The following is a 22,112-nucleotide window of genomic DNA, read 5'->3' on the forward strand; positions in this document are numbered from 1 at the left end:
AAATCGGAACCTGGCGAATGCCGGCTTCGGCGGCATCATCGGGCGTTGGCAGGCAGCGAGCATCATCGCTCAAGCCTGCGTCGGTCTTGCCCACAGTGAGCGCAACAGAGCCCCCCGAAATCCTCGGCGAACTTTTGCCGACCGCCGGCGCCGGAGCAAATCTCCGCGACGCGAGCAACCTTTCCGACCGGCCGGACCACTCACTGTCGTCCCGGTCAGATGCAGCGGCTGAAAGAGAGCACGGACATGCCCCTCGTACCCCCATGTCAACAGCGGCACGGCGCGCCGGCGCCGGCGGTCGGTGCCGGTCGGTTCGGCCAGCCGTCGCGAGGAGGCAAACAGTGACGCTCCGTGGCCATCGGTTCCTCTCACGCCGGGGCGCCCTGGTGGCGGCCGCCATCGTGGCCGCCACGGCCGGCTCCGTCGTCCTGGTCAACGCGATGCGGGCCTCGGCGAACACCCTCGATCTCGCGTCGTGGTACGTGCTGGTCAACCGCAACAGCGGCAAGGCGCTGGACGACCGCAGCTTCGCCACCAACGACGGCGCGGCCGTGATCCAGTGGGCGCGGCACGGCCAGGCCAACCAGCAGTGGCGGTTCATCGACGCCGGCGACGGGTACTACCGGCTGCAGAACCGCAACTCCGGCAAGATCCTGGACGACTTCAACTGGTCGAAGACCGCCAGCACCGACATCGTGCAGTGGAGCGACCTGAACGGCAGCAACCAGCAGTTCAAGGTGGCGGAGTCGTCGGACGGCTACGTGCGCCTGGTCAACCGCTTCAGCGGCATGGTCGTCGAGGTCAATGGCGCCTCCAAGGACGACGGGGCCGAGGTCGTGCAGTATCGCGACTGGGGCGGCGCCAACCAGCAGTGGCAGCTCGTCCCCGCCGGGCGCATCGGCACGCCGGCCACGGGCAGCGCGGGCGGCGCCACGGACCAGCCCTCCAGCAGCGCGCGCCCGTCGTCGACGCCGTCTGCCGCGCCGACGTCTCCGGCGGCCGGTGGCGGCGGCTCGGCGGTGCGGTTCATGGGTAGTAGCACGGTCCTGGTTGGTGGATCGATGGAGGATGCGTCGGCGAAGGCAGCGCCGTTTGATGTGCGGTACGCCTACGTGCACAGTCAGCCGGCGCCGTCGTCGTCGTATTACACGGCGTCGCGGTGTCAGGACGGGTGGTCGGGTTGGTGGGGCTGCTGGACCGGCAGTACCACGGCGCCGGGCACGTATGTGACGTATCGTGATGCGCAGGCGGCGCAGGAGACGTACAAGGGCAGTCCGCGGCCGCAGAAGTTCTTCTGGACGTGGTATTCGCTGCGGGATCTCGGGGACGCGGCCGGGCAGGGTGACGGGCCGGGTGAGGTGGTGGCGATCAACCGGGCGGATCTGCTGACCCGGTATCTCAACGACTACCGGTTCTTGCTGCAGAAGATCGGGACGTCGCACGACATGGTCGATCTCGAGCCGGACTTCTGGGGGTTTGCCCGGTCGCTGGGCAATCTGCACCAGGTGCCGGCGCAGGTGACCGCGGCCAACCCGACGGACTGTGGCGGGCAGGAGAACAGCGCGGCCGGGCTGGCCCGCTGTCTGATGGCGATGACCCGCAAGTACGCGCCGAACACCGGGGTGGGGTTGCACCTGTCGTGTTTCGACTGGCAGAGCAACCTGCAGAAGTGCATCAACGACTACGCCGATCTCGGGGCGAAGAACGCCGACTTCCTGGTCACCGACGTGTCCGATCGGGACGCCGGCTGGTACGCCCAGCCCGCGCACGGCGGCAGCGACCACTTCTGGACCGACCAGAAAGCCGCCGAAGCGCTGCACTTCTACAAGACGATGGCCGAGTCCGCGGGCAAACCCGTCGTGCTGTGGCAGATCCCGGTTGGGAACATGGCCCAGAACAACACCCCCGGCCACTTCAAAGACGACAAGGTCGACTGGTTCTTCGGCCACATGGACCAGGTCGCCCAGGCCCACGTCGCCGGCCTGCTCTTCGGCGCCGGCTGGAGCGAACAGACCACCCCCGAGACCGACGGCAACAACCTCATCAACAAGACCATCGCCTACCACAACGCCGGCGGCACCCCCCTCCGGTAGGCCCAGGTGCGCAGCCACACAAGCAGGGGCGCAGCCGTTCACGGACGGCGCCCCTGCCCGGGCCTGCGCGCGGCCGGTCGGCTGGCCAGGCGGCACCTTGACGCCCGTAGCACGCACTGTTACTTTCCGGCGTCGGGGTGGCCGGAGACCACGCGCGGCGACGACTTGACCATCGCCGCGAAGACAGGTGGTTCCGCAACTGGCTCGCACATGGAGGCTAACGGATGACCGAGGCGGCCATGGCGGTGGCGGCCGGACGCGAGCAGGCTTTCCACGCCTTCTTCGAGGCACATTCCGCAGAGCTGTCGCGCCTGGCGTTCCTGGTGACCGGCGAGCCGGAGGTGGCCGACGACCTGGCCGCGGACGCGCTGCTGGAGGTATGGCGGTACTGGGACCGGGTCACCGCGGCGGACAACCCGGCCGGGTACGCGCGCGGCGTCCTGCTCAACCTGGTCCGCAACCGGATCCGGCGGCTGCAGCGGGAGCGGCGGGGGCTGGTCGGCCTCGTCCCGCTGTGGTCGGATCGCACGTACGCCCGGGACATCGACGTGCCGGCCGTCGTCGACGTCCGCGGGGCGCTGCGCCGCCTGCCCTACCGGCGCCGGGCGTGCGTGGTCCTGCGGTACGCCTTCGACCTCTCGGAGCAGGAGACGGCCCGCGCCCTCGGCGTCACGGTCGGCACGGTGAAGAGCCAGACGTCACGCGGAGTGACACAGTTGACGGAGTTGCTGGGCATGACGCGACCGGGTCAGCGACCCGGCGCGTCGGCGCCAGCGGTCGACCGCACGGATTCGTGGATGTCCGCGGCGCAGGTCGCGGGCCGGTCGGCCCGGTCAGGAAGGGAGGAGTGATGTCGTCGGATCGGATCCGTGCCGCGCTTCGCGCCGAGGCAGCCGCTCACCAGCCGGACCGGGCGGCCATGCTGGCCCGGGTCGAACGCGGACAGGCCGCCCTCGATCTCGGGCGGACGCCCCGCGCCGGCCGCCGGCGCGCGACGGTCCGGATGGCCGGGGTCGGGGTGACGGTGGCCGCCGTGCTCGGGCTCAGCGTGGCCGTCACGTGGGCCGCCGTGGGCACGGACGTACTGCAAAGGCCCCCGCACGGGCCGATGATGGCCCCCGCACCGGGTAGCGACAGCCCCGCGCCGGCGCAGCGGCCCGACGCCGCCAGGGGCGCACCGTCGGCGACCCACGCGCCCCGGTCGCCGGCCGCCTCGTCGAGCGCCAGGGGCGCGCAGCCGGACATTCTTCGCACCAGCGGCACCACCGACCCGCACAGCATCGACAACTGGGCGCAGGGCAACGTGACGGTGGTGACCGGCCAGACCGCGACGGCGCTCGAGGTGACCGTCCGGATCGCCGCCACCCCCAACCTGGCGAACACCGGCGCGTGGAGCACCGTGTTGGCCGAGTTCCTGGTGACGGACGTCGAACGGCAGCCGGACGCGCTGGTCTACCGCTTCACGCTGAAGCCGGGCGTCACGATCGCGCCGTCGACGTACGTCTTCGCGGTGCAGTACAACCACGCGGTCGGCCGGGACACGAGCCGGGACACGTACCACGTGGTGGCCACCGTCGACGGCAACCGGGTCGAGTCGAGCGGGGGCTTCTGAAGTCCCGCCAGACCTTGAGGGGCCACCGGCGCGTGCGCCGGTGGCCCCTCTCAATGGGTAGGGTCTTACGCCTTGCGGGTGCGGCGGCGGTGCCGCAGCACCAACCCGGCGGCCGCGCCGGCGGCCAGGAGCACGGCGGCGCCGACCAGCCAGATGAGCCGGGTGCCACCGCCCACGGATCCGACCGGCACGGCCGCTACCTGGACGTTGTCCGCCGGCGCCGGCGGAAGCGCCGACGTCGATGCCCAGGGCGCCCCCGCCCCGGACGGCGCCGCCGCGGGGCTCGCCGCCGTGGGCGACGCCACGGCGGTCGGGGACCCGGAGGCCGACCGTTTGGGAGTCGGCGACCCGGCCGGGGTCGTGGGCGCGGCCGTCGTCGGCCGCGGGGCGCCCGGGGGCGCGGCGGAGCCGCCCACCACGATGTCGGAGCTCCCGCTGCTGTGGTACCCCTCGGTCGCGATGATCATGTAGTTGAAGGCGCCCAGGTTCATTCCGTAGCGGGCCCACGCGTCGAAGTGGTTACCGGTCGTGATCGTGCCGCCCGTCCGCCGGGACTGTCGGACGCTCCAGTACTGGTTGAACGTCGTGTTGCCCGCGATGGACGGGGCGTTGTACCGCGTCGTCTCGTAGATGTCGTACGTGCCGCCGTCGCTGGTAACCGTGCCCTTGAACGTCCCCGTGGGCCGGTACGTCCCCCAGTTGTCGACGATGTAGTACTCCACGAGCGGGCCGGTCGTCCACCCGTACAGGGACAGGTACGCATTGCCCGACGGATTGAAACTGCCCGAATAGCTCACGCTCATGCGCCCGCCGGTGGCCCAGCCCTTGCCGGCGACAAAGTTTCCGGCATTGCTCCAGGAAGTACGGTAGCCACCACCGGAGCCGAGGGTCATTGACGCCGCCCCATCCCCTTCGGTCCAGAACGAATAGTGGTAGCCGTTGCTGGAGCCGGTCTGGTTCGTGGTGATGGTCGTGTCGGCATGAGCCGTACCGGGCAGGATCGCCGCGGCCACCGCCACGGCGAAGGCACCGCCGACGAGCGCCGAGGCACGACCGCCACGGCGCCGCTTCGGTCGGGCGGGAGCATCGTTCATCTGCGTGCTTTCTCTTGAGTCGGGGTTGGGGCACCTGCCGCGGTGGCCGGGGCTACCAGGCCAGCGCTAGCGTGCCGATGTACGCGCCGAGCCGGTCGGCGATGAGCCGATCGTCGTGGGTGGAGAAGTGGTAGTCACAGCCGCTGGAGTCCAGGCCGCTGCCGTCGAGGGCCCAGTAGCGGACGCGGCCGTCGCCGGCCGCGTTACGCTGCTGCACCACCTGCTGGACGTAGTTGGCGAACGAGCCGGCGCCGACGGCCACGATCGTCGTCTTGGCACCGTAGCGGTTGCGCAGCTTCTGCAGGAATCCGGTGTAGGCGTCCCGGTAGGCGGTGACCAAGGTGTCGGCCGTCCATGGCTCGCCGGCGTGGACGGCGGTGGAGAAGTCGTTGGTGCCGAGGTAGACCACCACGAGCTGGGGCCGCCAGGAACCGAGGCTCCATACGTCGCCGGCCACGCTCAGCAGCGCGCGGTCGTAGGAGCCGCGGTAGTCGGTGCCGGGGTCGCCGCCGTTGTAGTTGCGGACCAAGCCCTTGCCGGAGATGGCGTTGATCTGGTAGTCGGCGGCGAGCCGGCGGGCGGCGAGCGCGCCGTAGCTGAGGTCGGTGTCGGTGCTGCGGGCGACCTGGTCGCCGGGGCAGCTGCGGCTGGTGGAGGTGTTGCCGTAACCGACGGTCAGGGAGTCGCCGATGAACTCGATCTGGCGGCTGCGGGCGGGTGGGGCGGCGAGGATGGCGCCGCCCGGTGCGGCGACGAACCCGCCGAACTCGCTGATGCTCCAGGGGCTGTCGTTGCGCTTGACGACGCGCACGGTGTGCTGGGCGTTGTTCAGCCCGTTGACCCAGCGGGTGGTCTTGCCGGGCGTGACGAGGGTGGCGACGCCGGCGCCGTCGATCTGCACGTCGTAGTCGGCGCCGGAGTCGTTGAGCACGATCCCGACCCCGGTGCCCCGGAACCGCCCCTCGAAATAGACGCCGGGCCAGCTGTACCGCATGGTGTTGCCACTGACCTCGACCCGCCCCGCGGTGTGCACCTGCGACAGCAGCCCGCCGGTCGCGGCCGGCTCGATCGTCGGACTGCCCGACGGCGCCGCCTTCGACGCGGACGGGCTGGCGCTCGCGGCACCGGACTGCGCCGGCCACAGGGCCCCCGCGCCGGCCGGGTCCGAGCCGGCCACCCCGCTCGGGGCCGGGTCGGCGCCCGGGCGGGAGTGCGCGCCGGCGCAGCCGGCAACGGCCACGAGCGCGCCCGCCGACACGACGGCCATGAACGCGCCCCACCACGGGCGTCGGGGGTGCGAGGGGAGCATGTCCAGGTTCTCCTTCAGCCGTTCCCGGTCGACTCGACCACCTTGAGTGGTTCGTGGGGACGGAAAGGTTGCTCGGCCACGGCAGAAACCTCGTAAGCCGCTGCTCTCGGTGGTCCGTTTGCGACCCATTGCGCAGCATTCGACCGAAACCTCACGCTCGGCGCCGATGGGCGCGCATCCCGGCGTCGCGGCGATATGCTCGCGCGGTTCGCCCATCGACCGTGCGCATCACATCCCTGGGAGTACCGGTGGCCGTTGACTCGGGACCGCGGCTGGTCGCGCTGCTCGGTGTGTCCATGATGGACAGCGCGATCGACGAGCTACTCGGCGAGCTCGGCAGGGCGCGGCCCGAGTACATCACCGACCGGAACTGCTACGCGAGCGAGCGGGAGCGGGGGCTGGGACATCCTGTTCAAGCCGGCCCGCGCGCTGTTGGGCTGGGAGCGGTTCGGCGTGGCCGGCGACGCGCCCGTGACGTCGGCGTGAGTCATCCACGCCGAGGGTTTCGAGGGGTACCGGCAGTACCGCGGCGAACTGCCACACGCACTCACCTTCGACCTCACCGTCGAGCAGACCCGGGCCCTGCTCGACCCGCTGGCGCACCGAAGGCCGGATGCTTCGCGCGCTGGGACTTCGAGCGGCACTACTGCACCGTCGACTTCACGCCGGAGGGGCGGATCAAGCTCGTTACGGTCGGGCTGCTCCCGGGGCCCCCGATCCAGCGCCGGCCGCTGACGCAGGAGCAGCGGGCCGCCCAGCCGGACCTGCTGAGGGCGCCGTCGTACGACGCCGTCCCCGAGGAGCTCGCCGAGTTCCGTGACGTCTTCTTGTCCAGCTTCTCCAGCTTGGGCAGCCGCAGGACCTGCAGAGGTCGAAGCAGTTGATTCCCATGTACCGCAGGTTCGGCAGGTGCACCGCGCGCAGCGCGTGGGTGTCGTCGAGCGCGTGGCGGCCGATCGACTCCAGGGCCGGCGCGGCGAAGTGCTCCAGCCGCGAGGTGTCGTCGAACGCGTAGTCCTCGACGGTCACCGCCCGCGACAGGTTCACCTTCACCAGGTACTCGTTGCGCCGGAACGCGTCGCGGCCGATCGAGGTGACGTTCGGCAGGTAGACGACGGCGAGCCGGGCGTAGGGCGCGTGCCCGAACGCCATCGCGCCGACCGCGCGGGGACCGAGCCCAGGCTGACACTGGCGAAGTTGTGGTTGCTGAACGTGCCGGGCTTGACCTCTTCGAGGTCGTCGAGGACGAGGTGTCGCACCCAGTTGTCCCGCCAGCCGTTGAACCACAGGTACTGGTAGGTGCCACCCCGCGCGGTCTGCCCCGCGCAGGCGAGTCCCGAGGTGGGCGTGCACTCCTGGCCGCCCTGCAGCGAGTGCAGGTTATAGACGTACAGGGTGTCCAGGTTGGTCAGCCCGAGCCCGCCGCCCACCGGCTTGTGCAGCTTCTGCAGCGTCGCGAGGTCCGCGTCGTTCAGGGCGGTGCCGCCGGCCAGATACACCGCAAGCCCGCTGGCCCGGGACAGGGCGTCCCGCACCTTGGCCAGCACCTCGCGCAACGGCACACTGTACCCGCGGTCGAGACGTCGTACTGAGCCGTGACCGTCCCGGTCGGCAGCGCGTGGTCACCCGGCTTCGTCGTGCGCGACTGGTAGCCGCCCGCGCGCGTCAGGTCGGGATCGCTGGTGAAGGCAGGGTCGATACCCGGGTCCACGTCCGGACCCGCCCGGACGGCTCGTCGACGCGGACGCGGCCACCGCGGCCGAGGCGGCGGTGGACGGGGTCGCCGGGGCCGCGCCGCCGGGGACCGGTTCCCCGGCGAAACGGCCCCCGCCAGCGCGCCGATCGGTCGCGGCCGGCCCGGGGGCGTCGGCCATGCGCAGCGTCGCGAAGATCAGCGCCGCGCCGGCGCCGACGACCAGCGCAGCCGCGGCCGGCGTCCGCAGGCGACGCCGGACGTCGCGCATCGTCGGTTCGCTCACCGCGGGCACACCTCCGCTCCTGTCGAGGCGCGCCGGCGGCCGGGGTACCGAGGGTGGTGATCCGTGCATACCCGGAAGACCGCGAGGCCGTCCCCGGCATAACAGAAAGCAAGCGATGGCGGTGATTGTGTCCGGAATTCGCCATGCGGGATAACGAAGATTTCGGCCAACGAATCGAGCTGTGTATCTGATTCGCCGTGACGTTCGGTAATGCCAAGATCACCGATGGCGCAGAGCCGCGCAGTGACATGCACGCCGCCGTCCACTGATCGGAGCACTCATGACGTACACCCGAACCCGCCGCCCACGGCTTGGCCGACGGCACGCCATCCTCGGCGCCGGATCGGCGTTCCTCCTGCTGGCCGCGGGTGAGGCCGCGGCCGCGCCGGCCTTCGCGAGCGTGTGCGGCACCCCCATCCATCAGGTGTCCGCGGCGCCGACCGGCGCGCCGGGCAACGGCGCCAGCTCCATGCCGGCGGTGTCCGCCGACGGCCGGCTGGTGGTCTTCGAATCGAGCGCCACGAACCTGACGCCGGGCATCGCATCGCCGCCGCCCGATGAGGTCGCGCCGCCGCAGATCTACCTCCGCGACGTCATCGCCGGCACCACGAAGCTCATCTCCGCCTCGCCCGGCAGCGCGCCGGGCGACTATGGCAGCACCGCGCCCTCCATCACGCCCGACGGCCGCTACGTCGCGTACACCTCGTCCGCGACCAACCTGGTCGCCGGCGACACCAACAACTCCGCCGACGTGTTCCTGTACGACGTCGGGACCGGCGTGACCAGCCGGGTATCGGTCGCCGGCGATGGCAGCCAGGCCGACAACGGCGTGCTGCCGGGCTGGCACACCGCGGCGGACATCTCCGACGACGGCCGGACGGTCGCGTTCTCGTCCAACTCCACCAACCTGGTTCCGGGCGTCGGCAGCATCTCGAGCTCCATGGTGTACGTGCATGACCTCCGCCGGCACACGACCACGCTGGTGTCGGCGAACTCCGCGGGCGATCCGGCCGACAACTTCAGCCAGGGCGCGGCGATCTCCGGCGACGGGCGGCTCGTCGCCTTCGCCTCGCGGGCGGACAACCTGGTCCCCGGCGATACGAACAACGACTTCGACGTCTTCGTCCGGGACCTGAGGACCGGCGCCGTTACGCGGGTCTCGGTCAGCACCAGCGGAGCGCAGGGGACGGGAAGCTCGAGCACCGACCCGGTCTTCTCCCGCGACGGCTCGACGGTCGCGTTCATGTCCGGCGCCAACGGGCTGACCGCCGACGGAGCCGCCAACCCCACCGGCGACATCTTCGTGCACAACCTGCGCACCGGCACGACGGTCAAGGCCTCGATCGGGCTGGACGGCGTGTCCGGCAACGGCTGGAGCGGCAGCCACTTCGCCTCGCTGTCGCAGAACGGGCGGTACGTCTCGTTCCAGTCGCTATCCACGAACCTCGTGTCGGAACCACTCAACGGCGCGTACCACGTCTTCGTGCGTGACCTGCTCCTCGGCACCACGCGGGTGGTCACCACCACCGCGGCCGGCACCGGCGGCGGCGGGTACGCCGGCGCGCTGTCCCCGTCCGGAAAGTACGTCACGTTCTACTCATGGGCGACCGATCTGGTCCCGGCGTGGACCGACGGCAGCTCCTCCCAGATCTATCTCCGCCGGGTCTGACCCGACCGCGCAACCGAACGATCGACAAGGCCGCCCGGCCCATACAGCCGGGCGGCCTTGCCGCACCTCCATCCGACTCAGAGTGCGGTGAAGGTCCACTGCAGGTTGGGGCTGCTGCCCGCGCCCCACTGCTTGGTGATCGAGCCCTGGGCGACGTTGCCGCCGCCGTCCAGGACCAGGCCGGTGGTTCGGTTGGCGATGCTGTACCGGCCGTTGCCGTGGTCGGTGATCCGCCACTGCTGGTTGGTGCTGCCGCTCCACGGGGCCTGCTGCGCGGCGGCGCCGTTGGCGGTGGCGCCCCACCCGTCGGCGACCATCCCGTTGGCGCGGTTGACCAGCTTGTAGTAGCCGGTGCCCAGCTCGACGGCCTGCCACTGCAGGTTGGTGCTGCCGTTCCACGTCCACTGCTTGAGGTTGGAGCCGCTGGCGACGTTGCCGCCGCTGTCGAGCACCAGCCCGTCGGTGACGTTCGTGATCCTGAAGTACGTCGCCGGGTTGAACTGCACCTTCAACGACACGATCGCGTCGTTGTTGCCGGTGACCCGCAGGTCTGCATTGTCGGCGGTGAACGTCCACGCGGTACCGGTGAAGTTGTCGCCGGAGTAGCCGATGATCTGGCAGCCGGGCGCGAGCTTCAGCGAGGTGATGCTGAGGGACGCCATCCCCATGATGCGCAGCTGACTGGCGGTGTAGCTGCCGTTGGCGAGCACCGCGGTGCTGCCGGAGTAGTTGACGTCCTGGTACACGACAGCCCCGGCGGCGGGCTGCAGGGTGGGGATCGGGCCGGAGAAGGTCAGCTTCAGCACGTACGCGAGGGCGGAGAACGGCGCCGACGAGGACGGCAGGGTCACGTGCAGCCCGGCGGCGTCCTGGGTCGGCGCGGCCAGGTTGAGGTAGCTGCCGGCGGTCGCATTGAGCAGCTGCACCGAGGTCAGCGAGGCGAGGTTGATCCGGCGCGAGCCGAGCGTGGTGATGTTCAGGGTGCTGCCGGGCCAGTCGAGCACTGTGGCGTACAGCACGGTGTTGGCCTTGTTGCGGGTGAACCGGATGTCCTGCGCGGTGCCGGCCTGGGGGTTGGTGAACGAGCCGCCGCCCATCTGGGTCGGGCCCTCGCCGAAGGCGGTCCAGGCACGGGTCGAGTAGATCGACTCGCCGAAGCGGTGGAGGTAGTCGCCGATGCCGCGCAGCACGTCCTGCTGCGCCTGAGGGATAGTGCCGTCGGCCATCGGCGCGATGTTGAGCAGCATGTTGCCGTTCTTGCTGACCCGGTCGATCAGCGAATGCAGCATCTGCTGCGTGCTGTAGTAGCCGATGCCGACCGTATAGCACCAGCTGGAGCTGGAGATGCTGTCGTCGGTCAGCCAGTACGGTGCGGTGAGGTTGCCGGGGCCCTCGCGCTCGTAGTCGAACACCTCGCCGTAGGCGTCGTAGCCGTCCTTGTAGGTGGCGACGACCTCCTTGCCCCAGGCGTTGGCCTGGTTGTAGTAGTAGGACAGGAAATTCAGCCGCTGCGTCTCGTTGACCTTGTTGAGGTCGAAGTCCTCCCAGAGGATGTCCGGCTGCGCTTTGTCGATGACCTCCTTGAGTTTGTCGTACCACAGCTGGTTCTCCGCCGTCGCACCCAGTTGTCCGTACAGCTTCTGCAGGCTGGGGTCGGACTGCGCGGGCACGTGGTCGTAGTAGCCGTTGAAGTTGAACGCGTGGTGCATGGCCACCAGCAGCTTCAGGTTCTTGGCACGGATCGCCGTGGTGAACAGCTGCAGCAGGTCCAGGCCCGGGCCCTTGGCGACCGAGTTCCATTCGTTGACCTGGCTGTTCCACATCGAGAAGCCGTCGTGGTGTTCGGCGACCGGCCCGGCGAACCGCGCGCCGGCATCGACGAACAGCTGCGCCCACGCGTCGGGGTCGAACTTGCCGCCGGCCGACGTGAGCTTCGGCGCGAACTTCGTGAAGTTCCCGTTCAGGTCGTTGGCCCCGTTGATGAAGTTGTGGTACGGCCACGCCGACGGTTGGCCGTACGTGGCGACGTGGTGCGTGTTGCAGACGTCGCCGGAGATATACATCCGGCGCGGGTACCACTCGTTGCCGTACGCGGGCACGCTGAACGCGCCCCAGTGGAAGTAGATGCCGAACTTGGCGTCCCGGAACCACTACGGGGCCGCCGGGTGCTGGTCGACCGACGCCCAGGACGCCGTGTACGTGGTTGCCGCCTCGGCGTCTCGAGGCCTCGCCGCCGCGCCGGTGGCCGCGGCGGCGGCGGCGGCGATCCCGGCGGCACCGATCATCAATCGACGCCTACTGATGGGGTGTGACATGCGGATACTCCAATCCGTTCCGACCGACCCGAGTGAGCGCCCCGTCGGGGTCCGGGGCGTGCGTGGGTCGTGTTCGGCGCATATCCAGTAGACCGGGGGGCCGACCGCGCAATAACAAGAACCTCGGCACCCAGTTCGGGGCCGCTGGGAGTTGATCCCCGTCAATCGCTATTTGGGAGCGCTCCCGCCCCCCGCGGGCGCCGACAAGATCGGAAGAAGCCTCATGTGCGCGCTAACAACTGCCCGCTCGAGAGGCTTGACATCGCATGGACCCACGGCAATAGTGTGGCCTATCTGTGCGGGCCGCCACCCCATCCAGCCTCGTGTTAGCAGTCCTTTGCCCTTTGCCCGCAGAGATGTGAACGCTAACATTTGCCGCCTTGCCCAGCCGCCGCGGGCTCGGCAGTCCGCGCCTTGACCGAGCGGTGATTCGGTCTGGCCTCGCCGTGCCCGAGCTCGGGCAAGAGCGGCACCTTTCCGCACCCCGAAGGAGTTCACAGATGGGCGATCGGCCGAGGTTTCGTCGTGTCCGGCGAAGCCTGCTCGCTACCGGCACGGCCGCGCTGACCGCGTGCGCGGCAATTGCCGTGTCCAGTCCGGCGCTGGCCGCCACGCAGGGCCCGTGCGACATCTACGCCGCCGGCGGCACGCCGTGCGTGGCGGCGCACAGCACGACCCGGGCGCTGTACGGGTCGTACAACGGGTCGCTGTACCAGGTCAAGCGCTCCTCCGACAGCGCAACGCTCAACGTCGGCGTCCTCAGCACCGGCGGCTACGCCAACGCCGCGGCGCAGGACTCCTTCTGCGCCAACACCACCTGCGTCATCACCGTGATCTACGACCAGTCCGGCCGCGGCAACAACCTCACCCAGGGCAGCGGCCACTGGAGCGGCCCCGCCGCCGGCGGCAAGGACAACCTCGCCTACGCCAACGCCGTCCCGGTGACGGTCGGCGGTCACAAGGTGTACGGCGTCTACATCGCGCCCGGCACCGGCTACCACACCGCCACCGCCACCAACGGCGTCGCCACGGGCGACCAGCCTGAGGGCATGTACGCCATCTTCGACGGCTCGCACTCCAACGGAGGCTGCTGCTTCGACTACGGCAACGCCGAAGTGAGCGGCAACGACACCGGCAACGGCCACATGGAGGCCATCTACTTCGGCTCCAACAAGAGCTGGGGCTCAGGCACCGGCACCGGTCCGTGGATCATGGCCGACCTGGAGAACGGGCTGTTCTCCGGCGTCAACCGCGGCTTCAACGCCAACGATCCCACCATCAGCAACCGGTTCACGACCGCCGTCGTCAAGGGCGAGCCCAACCATTGGGCCATCCGGGGCGGCGACGCCCAGTCCGGCAGCCTCGCCACGTTCTACGACGGCGTCCGGCCGACCGTTTCCGGCTACAACCCGATGAGCAAAGAGGGCACCATCATCCTCGGCGTCGGGGGTGACAACAGCAACGCCTCCGCCGGCACCTTCTACGAGGGCGTGATGACGTCGGGCTACCCGTCCGACGCCACCGAGAACTCGGTGCAGGCCAACGTCGTCGCGGCCGCCTACACCACGTACTCGCTCGCCGGGCTCACCGTGGGCTCGCGGATCTCCCTGCGGGCCACCACGGCCTGCTGCACCGGCGACTACCTCCGCCACGACGACGCCGACACCAAGGTGGTCATCTCCCCGGTGAGCGCGAGCAGCCCGGCGGCGACCAAGGCCGACGCCACCTGGATCGTGCGGGCCGGCCTGGCCAACGGCTCCTGCGTGTCGTTCGAGTCGGCCGACAAGCCCGGGCAGTACCTGCGCCACTCCGGCTTCGAGCTCTACCTCAACGCCGGCGACGGCGGCAGCCTGTTCAACAGCGACGCCACCTTCTGCCCGCACCCCGGAGTGAGCGGACAGGGGTACTCCTTCCCCTCCGTCAACTACTCCGACCACTACATCCGCCACTACAACTTCACCGTGTACGCGGCCACCGACCGCGGCACCAACGCCTGGGACACCCCCAACTTCTGGACCGCCGACGTCAGCTGGATCGTCGCGTCCCCGTGGGCCTGACCGAGCACAGGAGCTCATGATGCGTGCCTTACCCACTCGTCGCCGGCTGCTGCGGGGACTGCTCGCGACCTCCGCCGCGGCCGTACTCACGCTGACCGGCCTGCTGGCAACGGCCGGCCCGTCGCAGGCCGCCACGCAAGCGCCGTGTGACATCTACGCCGCCGGCGGCACGCCGTGCGTCGCCGCGCACAGCACCACCCGGGCGCTGTTCGCCGCCTACAACGGCCGGCTCTACCAGGTGCAGCGCGCCTCGGACAACACGTTCAAGGACATCGGGCTGCTGTCCGCGGGTGGCGTCGCCGACGCCGCGGCGCAGGACTCGTTCTGCGCGGGCACGGCGTGCACCATCACCCGCCTCTACGACCAGACCGGCAACGGCAACACTCTGCTGTACCAGGGGCCCGGCGGGACAGGCGGCGCCGACACCGCGGCCACCGCGACCACGGAGGCGGTGACGGTCAACGGCCACAAGGCCTACGCGCTGTACATCAACCCCGGCAACAGCTACTGGGTCAACGGCTCCGCCTCCGGGGTGCCGACCGGCAGCTCGCCGGAGGGCGAGTACATGGTCACCAGCGGCACCCACGTCAACAACCAATGCTGCTTCGACTACGGCAACACCGAAATCGACCACAAGGCCGACGGCAATGGCGCCATGGACGCGATCAACTTCGGCACCGAATGCTGGTTCGGCGGCTGCAGCGGAACCGGACCATGGGTCCAGGCTGACCTGGAGAACGGCCTGTTCCTCGGCGGCAGCAAGGCGTGGAACCCCAGCCAGGTCTCGCAGACCAGCCGCTTCGTCACGGCGATGCTGAAGAACAACGGCACCACCGCGATGGCGCTCAAGGGCGGCAATGCCCAGTCCGGCAACCTGACCACGTTCTACAGCGGCGCGCTGCCCAGCGGGTACAACCCGATGAAGAAGCAGGGCGCCATCATCCTCGGCAGCGGCGGCGACTGCTGCCAGACCAATACCAACAAGAGCGCCGGCACCTTCTACGAGGGCGCCATGGTCCAGGGCTACCCCTCCGACACCGCCGACGCCGCGGTCCACGCCAACATCGCCGCGGCCGGCTACACCACGACCGCGCTCACCGTGGGATCGAAGGTCTCGCTCCAGGCCACCACGGCCTGCTGCACCGCCGACTACCTGCAACACGACGCGGCCGACGACAAGGTCGTGATCGCGGCGGTGACCGCCGGCAGCTCATCGACCGACAAGGCCGACGCGACGTGGATCGTCCGGGCCGGCCTGGCCGACAGCGCCTGCATCTCGTTCGAGTCGGCCAACGCGGCCGGCAAGTACCTCCGGCACTACGCGTTCGAGCTGTACCTCAAGCCGAACGACGGCACCGCGCAGTTCGCCGCCGACGCCACCTTCTGCCTGCGGCCCGGCAACAGCGGCACCGGCTACTCGTTCCAGTCGGTCAACTACCCGACCAAGTACATCCGCCACTACCGCTTCACCGCCTACATCGCCAGCAACGGGGGCTCGAACGCCTGGGACGCCATGTCGTCGTGGGCCCAGGACACGAGCTGGCTCGCCGCCGCTCCCCTGAGCTGACCCACCCCTGCACGCAATGTGCCCGCCCGTCCGGGCGCTCGCCCCGATGGGCGGGCGCCCGGACGACGGCATGTCAGCGCAGCGGGCTGACGACGGCGTGCAGCTCCGCACGGGACACAACGCCGAGTTTCGGGAAGATGCGGTACAGGTGCGAGCTGACGGTGCGGTGCGACAGATACAGCCGCTGGCCGAACTCGCGGTTGGTCAGCCCCTCGGCGGCCAGCTGGACGATCTGCAGCTCGTGGGGCGTGAGCTGGTCGCGGGCGTCCGGGTTCCGGCGGCGGCTGGTCTCGCCGGCCGCGCGAAGCTCACGGCAGGCCCGCTCGCCCCAGGGGATGCAGCCGAGCGCGTCGAACATGTCGCGGGCGGCGCGCAGATGCTCCCCTTGACTCGGCGTTGCGCCGCCGCCGCAGCCACTCCCCGTAGGTCAGCTGCGTCCGGGCCCTGATCAGTGGCCAGGACGCGAGATCCGCCCGGAGCGCCGCCTCGACGGGCCTCGGCCTCCTCGCCATCGTCGGCCAGGAGCGCACGGGCCAGGCGGAGGTCGGCGTGCAGCACCGGCGCCGGGGTCAGCGCCGCGAGGTCCTCAAGCTCGGCCACGATCGGCGCCACGGCGTCCGCTAAACCGAGACTGCTCTGCGGCCCGCCGGTCGGTTCCTTCCGAAGGGTTCAGCTGGCGGCCCGTCGCCAGCTGAACCGTGCCGCAGCCCGTGCGGCGTCAGTTCCGGCGCGATCGGTGCCCACGTGCCGTCCGCCCGGCCCGCGGCGTTGCGTCCCCGGATCGGCACGCCGGGCCACGGCTCGGCCCGCACAGGCACCGGCCGGGACCGCTGCGGCGCCTTGGCCGGATACCAGCCGGTCGCCGCCGGACGAAACAGCCAGGTACCGAAGCCGTTACGCGAAGGGTGGCGGGATGTTTGGGGCTGCCGCCCGGGCCGGGTGACCGTGCTCGCGGCCGGCGTGCGCGGCACGGCGGCGGGTAGATACATTCGCGGGCGCCGGACCGGCAGCGGGCGCACCTGAGCAGGGCGGCGCCGGCCGGCGCGGCAGGTAGGCGGGCGGACATCGTTCACGCTTGATATGAGACCAGGCACGGAGAGAGACGGTAAGTTCGCGGCCAATCCGGATCAGGCGACGGAAACAACGCCGGTGCCGACGCCGACCTCGAGCACTGATCCCGGCGACAATCCAGGCTCTATGTCGGCGGCCAGCGCAACGCCTCGCTCAGTGCCGCCGTGCCGGTCGGCGAACCCTGCGCTTGCCGAAAACTGTGTCCGTGCAGTTCAAGCGGCATGCTGGTACTCGTGCAGGATGCCGCCGAGGCGGTCGTGTCGTCGGATGTGGAGGTGGCGGATCTTGTCCGGGTCGGCGATTGGCGGTGGCAATGGACGCGACGGTCGCGCGTTTGCGATGCCTTGGTGCGGGCGGTGGCCGTTGTAGTGCGACTCGAACTCGCGCATGGCGTGCAACAGATGTCGCTGGTTCCAGATGAGCGTCCGGTCCAGTAGTTCACGGCGGCAGGTCTGCACCCATCGTTCCATGATTGAGTTCATTCTCGGCGTCTGGATGCCGCTCCGCACCACGGTAATGCCCGTGTCGGCGAGGATCGCGTCGAACAGTTTCGGGAACTTGCCGTCCCGGTCGCGGATCAGGAACCGTGCCCTGCTTCCAGTGTCCTCGAGGTCCATGACGAGGTTCTTCACGGCCTGTACCACCCACGGGCCGGTCGGGTGGGCGGTGGCGCCCAGAATCCGGATCCGCCGGCTGGCATGTTCGATCACCGCGAGGACGTACATCCGTGTGCCGGTCAGGGTGACGGTTTCGAGGAAGTCGCAGGCCAGCAGGGCGTCGGCCTGGGAGCGTAGGAAGTCGGCCCAGGTGCCGGCCGCCCGTTCGGGTGCCGGATCGATCCCGGCCTCCCGCAGCATCTCCCAGACCGTGGACGCTGCGACCTTGACTCCCAGGGTCAGCAACTCGCCGTGCAGGCGCCGGTAGCCCCACTGCGGATTCTCCCGGGCCAGGCGCAGCACCAACGCGCGGATGGACCGTACGGTCCGCGGTCGTCCAGGGCGTCCGGGCCGGGAGACGCGTGCATGCCGGCGGGCGAGCAGATCTCGATGCCAGCGCAGCACCGTCTCGGGGCGCACCGGCAGCCGCATGCGGCTCGGCACGTCGCGTGGTAGCCGGTGCAGCAACGCCGCCAGGCACGCCCGGTCGCCGTTGTCGAACCGCATCTTCTCGTTGCCGAGCTGGCGCCGCAGCACCATGATCTGATGCCGCAGGACGAGGATCTCGATGTCCTTGTCCCGGTCACTCGTGGGCAGCAGGCGCAGAACCGCGAACACGTTGGTCAGTCCGAGGTAGGCCAGTCGCAGCAGCACGACGGACCATCATGCCGCAGCGAGCACCAGGTACGCGAGAACCCGAACGGGGAACCACGCCAAGATCGGAGCGGCTACGCATACTGGCTCCCACCAGCATGGATGAGTTTTCGGCAGGCGCAACCTCGACGCCTTCCTGCCTGAGGACGGCGACACCGGCATCGGCCTGCTCCCGGACCAGATCGCCACGCACTACCGCGAGTCCGTGGCAACGATCGGCGGACTGAACGCTGCGCTGCTGGTCCTCGGCGCCGTCGCGCTCCTCACCGCCGCCGCGATCCGGCTGGCCCGGGCCGGGCGGCCACGCCCAGAACAGGTAAACGTGGGCCATGCCGATAGAGCCGATAGATAGGCACAGGGACGGCAAGCCGGACCGCAAGCCTCAACGGGGCGCGGCTGGCGATCGCCGGCGACTCCGCCGGCGGCCACCTCGCGGCCGTGGGCGCCCGCCGGCCCCCGGGACCGGGGCGAGCCGTTCGCGTTCCAGGTGCTCGTCTGCCCGGTCATCGACCCGCGGATGCGCTACCCCGACCTTGACGCCTACGGCCTGACCGGCGACGAGATGCGGTTCTTCTGGGACGCGTTCGCCCCGCCGGGCCGGGTCGACCGTTCCTCGCCTGACCTGGCCCCGCTCACCGCCGACCTGGCCGGGCTGCCGCCGGCGCTGGTCATCACCGCGGAATACGACGTCCTGCGCGACGAGGGCGAGGCCTACGCGGCCGCGCTCGCCGCCGCCGGGGTGCCCGCGGTGGCGGTGCGCTACCCGGGGCTCAACCACAACTTCCCGCGCAAGCTCGCGCTGTTCGACGCCGCGCCGCTCGCCGTCGCCCAGGCCGGCGAGGCGCTGCGGCGGGCGCTGCGCCCGTAAGACTCAGGCGGTCTCCCACGGCGGCGGGCCGGTCGGGTCGAGCACGTACGCCTCAAAGAGCGTCGCCGCCGGCACGCCCATCTGCCTGCCGGCCTCCGTCGCGATGTGTGCCACGATCTCGCCCGGGTCGGCCACGCCCTCGCCGAGCCCGGCGAAGTAGCTGTGGTGGGCCCGCATCGCCGTCTTGCCCTGCTCGAGATAGTCGGTCACGTCGACGCCGCAGTTGACCGGCGATATGGTGTTGAACAGCACGGTCTGCACGCCCGCCCAGGGCGTGTGGCCCTCCGCGCTCAACTCCCGGAAGACCCAGCGGTTGGCCGCGTCGCGGACGGCATCGAGGGTCGCCAACCCCACGGCCCGGTGATCGGCCTGGTTGACGAACCCGCCGTCCATCTTGTCGGCGTAGGAGCCGGTGATGACGATGTCCGGCCGGTGCCGGCGGATCGCCCGGGCGAGGTCGCGCCGCAGGCCCAGCCCGTATTCCACGACGCCGTCGGTGTAGTCGAGGAACTCCAACTCGTCGACGCCGACCGCGTTGCCGGCCGCGCGCTGCTCCGCCTCGCGCAGCGGCCCCGCCTCCGACGGGTCGAGCCCGTCGATGCCCGCCTCGCCCCGAGTCACCAGCAGGTAGACCACCTGCTTGCCCTGCGCCGTCCAACGGGCGACCGCCGAGGCCACGCCGTATTCGAGGTCGTCGGGGTGGGCGGCCACGCACAGTGCCCGCTGCCAGTCTTCGCGGAGCGCCGGAACCGTCACCGGCGGAGTGGTCACCGGCTCATGCTAACGACCGCGCGTCCACGAACCCGGTTGTTCGGGCTTGCCCGGGTGGATTCACTCTGAGAAGCACCGGTGGACGGCGCGAGTTCCTCGCCGGGTACGACGCGCGCGCCTACCCCGCGGTCGCGGTGACCGTCGACGTCGTCGCGTTCACCATCCGCCGCGGCGCGCTGCACGTGCTGCTGATCCGCCGCGCCGCCCCGCCGAGCCAGGGCGGGTGGGCACCGCCCGGCGGGTTCGCCCGCGAGGGCGAGGACCTACCGGTGGCGGCCGCCCGGGAGCCGGCTGAGGAGACGGGGCTGGACGCCTCGCCGCGGCGGCTGCACCTGGAGCAGCCGGCCACCTACGGCGCGCCCGGTCGCGATCCGCGCATGCGGGTGGTGTCGGTGGCCTACCTCGCGTTCGCGCCCGACCTGCCGGGAGCCCCGCTCGGGCACCGACGCCGGCGCCGCCGCGTGGGTCCCGGTCGACGACCTCGCGGCGACTGGAGCCCCGCGGTTGTCCAGGTGGCCGTCCGCCGACTTTGTCGATCCGACTTGATGCCCTGTGACGGGCGGGACGGCGAGGGCGCTCGGTGGGGTCCCCGCGGTTCCGCCGCGGTGGTCCGGGCCGGGATCCCCTCGGCGTTCCAAATCTCGTGGCAGGCGATGCCCTCCTCGGGGACCTCGCGGCTGACCAAAACGGGGCCGTCGGAGGCGACCACGCAGATGCTGTCGGCGGTGTTGGCAGGTGACGCCCGGCGCGGCGCAGGGTATACGCTTATTCGCGGCATGTTCCTTCGGGGGGAGGGCGGAGGCATGGTGTCGGCGTGGTGTCCCAGTCAGCCGGACGGCGGGCCGTCCTGCAAGCCTTGGCGCCATCACCAAGCCTGATTGCTGGTACTCCGTAGCGCCTGACCATTTCCGCTTGTGGGAACCACACAAAGGCGTCGTGGAAGGGTGTACCTCGCAGGCGAGGGAAAGATCACCGATGTCCCACACCGCTTCACCATTGCCCGAGGTTCGTGGCACCTGGGTCATGCCCGGCGATGCCGCGTTTGAGGATGCCGTCTTCGGGCGGGTGTTCAACGCCCGACGTCCCGATCGGCGCCCGGCCGCCGTGCTGCTCGCCGCCGACGCGGAGGATGTCGTTGCCGGCGTCCGCACGGCCCGCGAGCGTGGCTGGCAGGTGTCCGTCCGGTCCGGCGGGCACAGCTGGGCCGTCTGGAGCGTCCGGGACGACGCCCTGCTCATCGACCTCGGCGGGCTTCGCTCCATGGCGTACGACGACGCCACGGCCGTAGTCGTGGCCGGCCCCGCCGTCCGGGGCGGCACCGACCTCGGGCCATTCCTCGAGGCGCGGGGCCGCTTCTTCAGCGGCGGGCACTGCCCGACCGTCGGCATCGGCGGCTTCCTGCTGCAGGGCGGCCAGGGCTACCTCGCACGCGGCTGGGGATGGGCCGCCGAGAACGTCGTGGCCGTGGACGTCGTCACCGCCGATGGCGAGCTGATCCCGGCGGACGCGACCCGGAACACCGATCTCCTCTGGGCCGCGCGGGGCGCAGGGCCCGGCTTCCCGGGCGTCGTCGTCGCGTTCCACCTGCAGACCCGGTCGATGCCACCGGTCGTCGTCGAGTCCGTCGAGCTCTACCCGCTCGACTACTACGCCGACGTGATGAGCTGGCTGCAGCGGGTACACGGCACGGTGTCGCCGGACGTGGAGATCGTCGCGCTGGCCATGACACCGCCGCGGCCGGTGCCGGGCCACCCGGGCGGGCATCTGCTCGCGGTCACCGGACTCGCACTCGCCGAGACCCGCGAAGAAGCCGACCGGGCGCTCGCTCCTCTGTGGACCTCCCCACTGGCCGACCAGGCGCACCTGCGCGCCGTCACCGAGCATCCCGACCTCGGGCCGCAACGCGCCGCGCAATTCGTCGCCAACCCGGAGGGCCACCGCTACCGGGCCGACAGTGCCTGGTTGGACGGTACGCCCGAGGCGGTAGTCCCCGCGCTGCGGCGTACCTTCACCGAGTTGCCGACGCCCAAGTCGTACGCGATCTGGTTCAGCATGGCGCCGCTGCGCGAACTGCCGGACATGGCCTGCTCCCTGCAGAGCGAGATCTACCAGGCCACGTACGTCATCTACGAGGACGCGGCCGACGACGAACCATTGCGCGACTGGCTCACCGCGCGGACGGCCGAACTGCAACCGGTCACCGTGGGCCAGTATCTCGGCGACTCCGACCCAGCCCACCGCGAGCTCAAGGTGCTCGGCGACGCGCAGTTCGCCCGGCTGCAGGAGATCCGCGCGGCCCGGGACCCGGACCGCCTCTTCACCGGATACCTCGCCCAGGGCGCCGACCCGACCAACGTGAACCACTGGCTGTGACCGAGTTAGGTGTGGGATGAGTCG

General features: G+C 70.5%; 16 protein-coding genes and 4 pseudogenes. 9 read left to right on the forward strand and 11 right to left on the reverse strand.

What is annotated here, in order from left to right; translation table 11 throughout:
• The first annotated feature begins 341 nt into the window (after positions 1-341).
• From AB0B76_RS48250 to AB0B76_RS48260, 3 genes are all read left to right on the forward strand, one after another.
• Positions 342-2,093: an RICIN domain-containing protein gene (locus tag AB0B76_RS48250; protein ID WP_360389588.1), complete on the forward strand. Its 1,752-nt coding sequence runs from the start codon at positions 342-344 to the stop codon at positions 2,091-2,093.
• A gap of 224 nt (positions 2,094-2,317) precedes the next feature.
• Positions 2,318-2,944: a SigE family RNA polymerase sigma factor gene (locus AB0B76_RS48255; RefSeq protein ID WP_360389590.1), complete on the forward strand. Its 627-nt coding sequence runs from the start codon at positions 2,318-2,320 to the stop codon at positions 2,942-2,944.
• Entirely contained in the window at positions 2,944-3,705 is a 762-nt protein-coding gene (locus tag AB0B76_RS48260; RefSeq protein ID WP_360389593.1) for a hypothetical protein, read from the forward strand. The genes AB0B76_RS48255 and AB0B76_RS48260 overlap by 1 nt, the downstream gene beginning before the upstream one ends.
• Positions 3,706-3,770: 65 nt before the next feature.
• Here AB0B76_RS48260 and AB0B76_RS48265 read toward each other — a convergent pair whose 3' ends face one another.
• The 4 genes from AB0B76_RS48265 to AB0B76_RS48280 form a co-directional block, all read right to left on the reverse strand.
• Complete coding sequence (locus AB0B76_RS48265) at positions 3,771-4,799, reverse strand: glycoside hydrolase family 11 protein (protein WP_360389595.1); 1,029 nt, start codon at positions 4,797-4,799, stop codon at positions 3,771-3,773.
• 52 nt (positions 4,800-4,851) lie between these two features.
• Entirely contained in the window at positions 4,852-6,108 is a 1,257-nt protein-coding gene (locus tag AB0B76_RS48270) for an SGNH/GDSL hydrolase family protein (RefSeq protein WP_360389598.1), read from the reverse strand.
• Positions 6,109-6,795: 687 nt separating this feature from the next.
• Positions 6,796-7,260 carry a leucine-rich repeat protein gene (locus AB0B76_RS48275; protein ID WP_360389601.1) on the reverse strand — a complete coding sequence of 155 codons (465 nt, stop codon included), beginning with the start codon at positions 7,258-7,260 and terminating at the stop codon, positions 6,796-6,798.
• Positions 7,158-7,664 (reverse strand): hypothetical protein, encoded by a 507-nt coding sequence (locus tag AB0B76_RS48280; RefSeq protein ID WP_360389604.1) that lies wholly within the window; start codon positions 7,662-7,664, stop codon positions 7,158-7,160. The genes AB0B76_RS48275 and AB0B76_RS48280 overlap by 103 nt, the downstream gene beginning before the upstream one ends.
• 703 nt (positions 7,665-8,367) lie before the next feature.
• Here AB0B76_RS48280 and AB0B76_RS48285 point away from each other — a divergent pair.
• Entirely contained in the window at positions 8,368-9,756 is a 1,389-nt protein-coding gene (locus tag AB0B76_RS48285) for a hypothetical protein (RefSeq protein WP_360389607.1), read from the forward strand.
• 77 nt (positions 9,757-9,833) lie between these two features.
• Here AB0B76_RS48285 and AB0B76_RS48290 read toward each other — a convergent pair whose 3' ends face one another.
• From AB0B76_RS48290 to AB0B76_RS48300, 3 genes and pseudogenes are all read right to left on the reverse strand, one after another.
• Entirely contained in the window at positions 9,834-10,853 is a 1,020-nt protein-coding gene (locus AB0B76_RS48290; RefSeq protein ID WP_360389643.1) for an RICIN domain-containing protein, read from the reverse strand.
• A gap of 63 nt (positions 10,854-10,916) precedes the next feature.
• Positions 10,917-11,894, reverse strand: a pseudogene (locus tag AB0B76_RS48295) (alpha-L-fucosidase); the annotation flags it as partial.
• A gap of 12 nt (positions 11,895-11,906) precedes the next feature.
• Positions 11,907-12,041, reverse strand: a complete 135-nt coding sequence (locus AB0B76_RS48300; protein ID WP_360389609.1) for a hypothetical protein — start codon at positions 12,039-12,041, stop codon at positions 11,907-11,909.
• 530 nt (positions 12,042-12,571) lie between these two features.
• On the opposite strand from AB0B76_RS48300, the gene AB0B76_RS48305 reads away from it, so the two are divergent.
• Both AB0B76_RS48305 and AB0B76_RS48310 read left to right on the forward strand, forming a co-directional pair.
• The gene (locus AB0B76_RS48305; protein ID WP_360389612.1) at positions 12,572-14,128 is read left to right on the forward strand and encodes an alpha-L-arabinofuranosidase B; all 1,557 of its coding nucleotides are present in this window, start codon (positions 12,572-12,574) and stop codon (positions 14,126-14,128) included.
• A 16-nt stretch (positions 14,129-14,144) separates the two neighbouring features.
• Positions 14,145-15,695 carry an alpha-L-arabinofuranosidase B gene (locus AB0B76_RS48310; protein ID WP_360389614.1) on the forward strand — a complete coding sequence of 517 codons (1,551 nt, stop codon included), beginning with the start codon at positions 14,145-14,147 and terminating at the stop codon, positions 15,693-15,695.
• 73 nt (positions 15,696-15,768) lie between these two features.
• Here AB0B76_RS48310 and AB0B76_RS48315 read toward each other — a convergent pair whose 3' ends face one another.
• The 3 genes and pseudogenes from AB0B76_RS48315 to AB0B76_RS48325 all read right to left on the reverse strand — a co-directional run bounded on the left by AB0B76_RS48315 (position 15,769) and on the right by AB0B76_RS48325 (position 18,076).
• On the reverse strand, positions 15,769-16,053 hold the full coding sequence (locus AB0B76_RS48315) for a helix-turn-helix transcriptional regulator (RefSeq protein WP_360389617.1): 285 nt from the start codon (positions 16,051-16,053) through the stop codon (positions 15,769-15,771).
• Between the two features lie 340 nt (positions 16,054-16,393).
• Positions 16,394-16,585 (reverse strand): annotated as a pseudogene (locus tag AB0B76_RS48320) (LacI family transcriptional regulator); the annotation flags it as partial.
• A gap of 393 nt (positions 16,586-16,978) precedes the next feature.
• Complete coding sequence (locus AB0B76_RS48325; RefSeq protein WP_360389619.1) at positions 16,979-18,076, reverse strand: integrase core domain-containing protein; 1,098 nt, start codon at positions 18,074-18,076, stop codon at positions 16,979-16,981.
• A 472-nt stretch (positions 18,077-18,548) separates the two neighbouring features.
• Here AB0B76_RS48325 and AB0B76_RS48330 point away from each other — a divergent pair.
• Positions 18,549-18,944: pseudogene (locus AB0B76_RS48330) on the forward strand (alpha/beta hydrolase fold domain-containing protein); the annotation flags it as partial.
• A gap of 3 nt (positions 18,945-18,947) precedes the next feature.
• Here AB0B76_RS48330 and AB0B76_RS48335 read toward each other — a convergent pair.
• Entirely contained in the window at positions 18,948-19,715 is a 768-nt protein-coding gene (locus tag AB0B76_RS48335) for a PIG-L deacetylase family protein (RefSeq protein ID WP_360389621.1), read from the reverse strand.
• A gap of 65 nt (positions 19,716-19,780) precedes the next feature.
• On the opposite strand from AB0B76_RS48335, the pseudogene AB0B76_RS48340 reads away from it, so the two are divergent.
• Both AB0B76_RS48340 and AB0B76_RS48345 read left to right on the forward strand, forming a co-directional pair.
• Positions 19,781-20,189 (forward strand): annotated as a pseudogene (locus AB0B76_RS48340) (NUDIX hydrolase); the annotation flags it as partial.
• A 501-nt stretch (positions 20,190-20,690) separates the two neighbouring features.
• Entirely contained in the window at positions 20,691-22,088 is a 1,398-nt protein-coding gene (locus tag AB0B76_RS48345) for an FAD-binding protein (RefSeq protein WP_360389624.1), read from the forward strand.
• The last annotated feature ends 24 nt before the right edge of the window (positions 22,089-22,112 follow it).

The sequence above is a fragment of the Dactylosporangium sp. NPDC049140 genome (genome assembly GCF_040648435.1).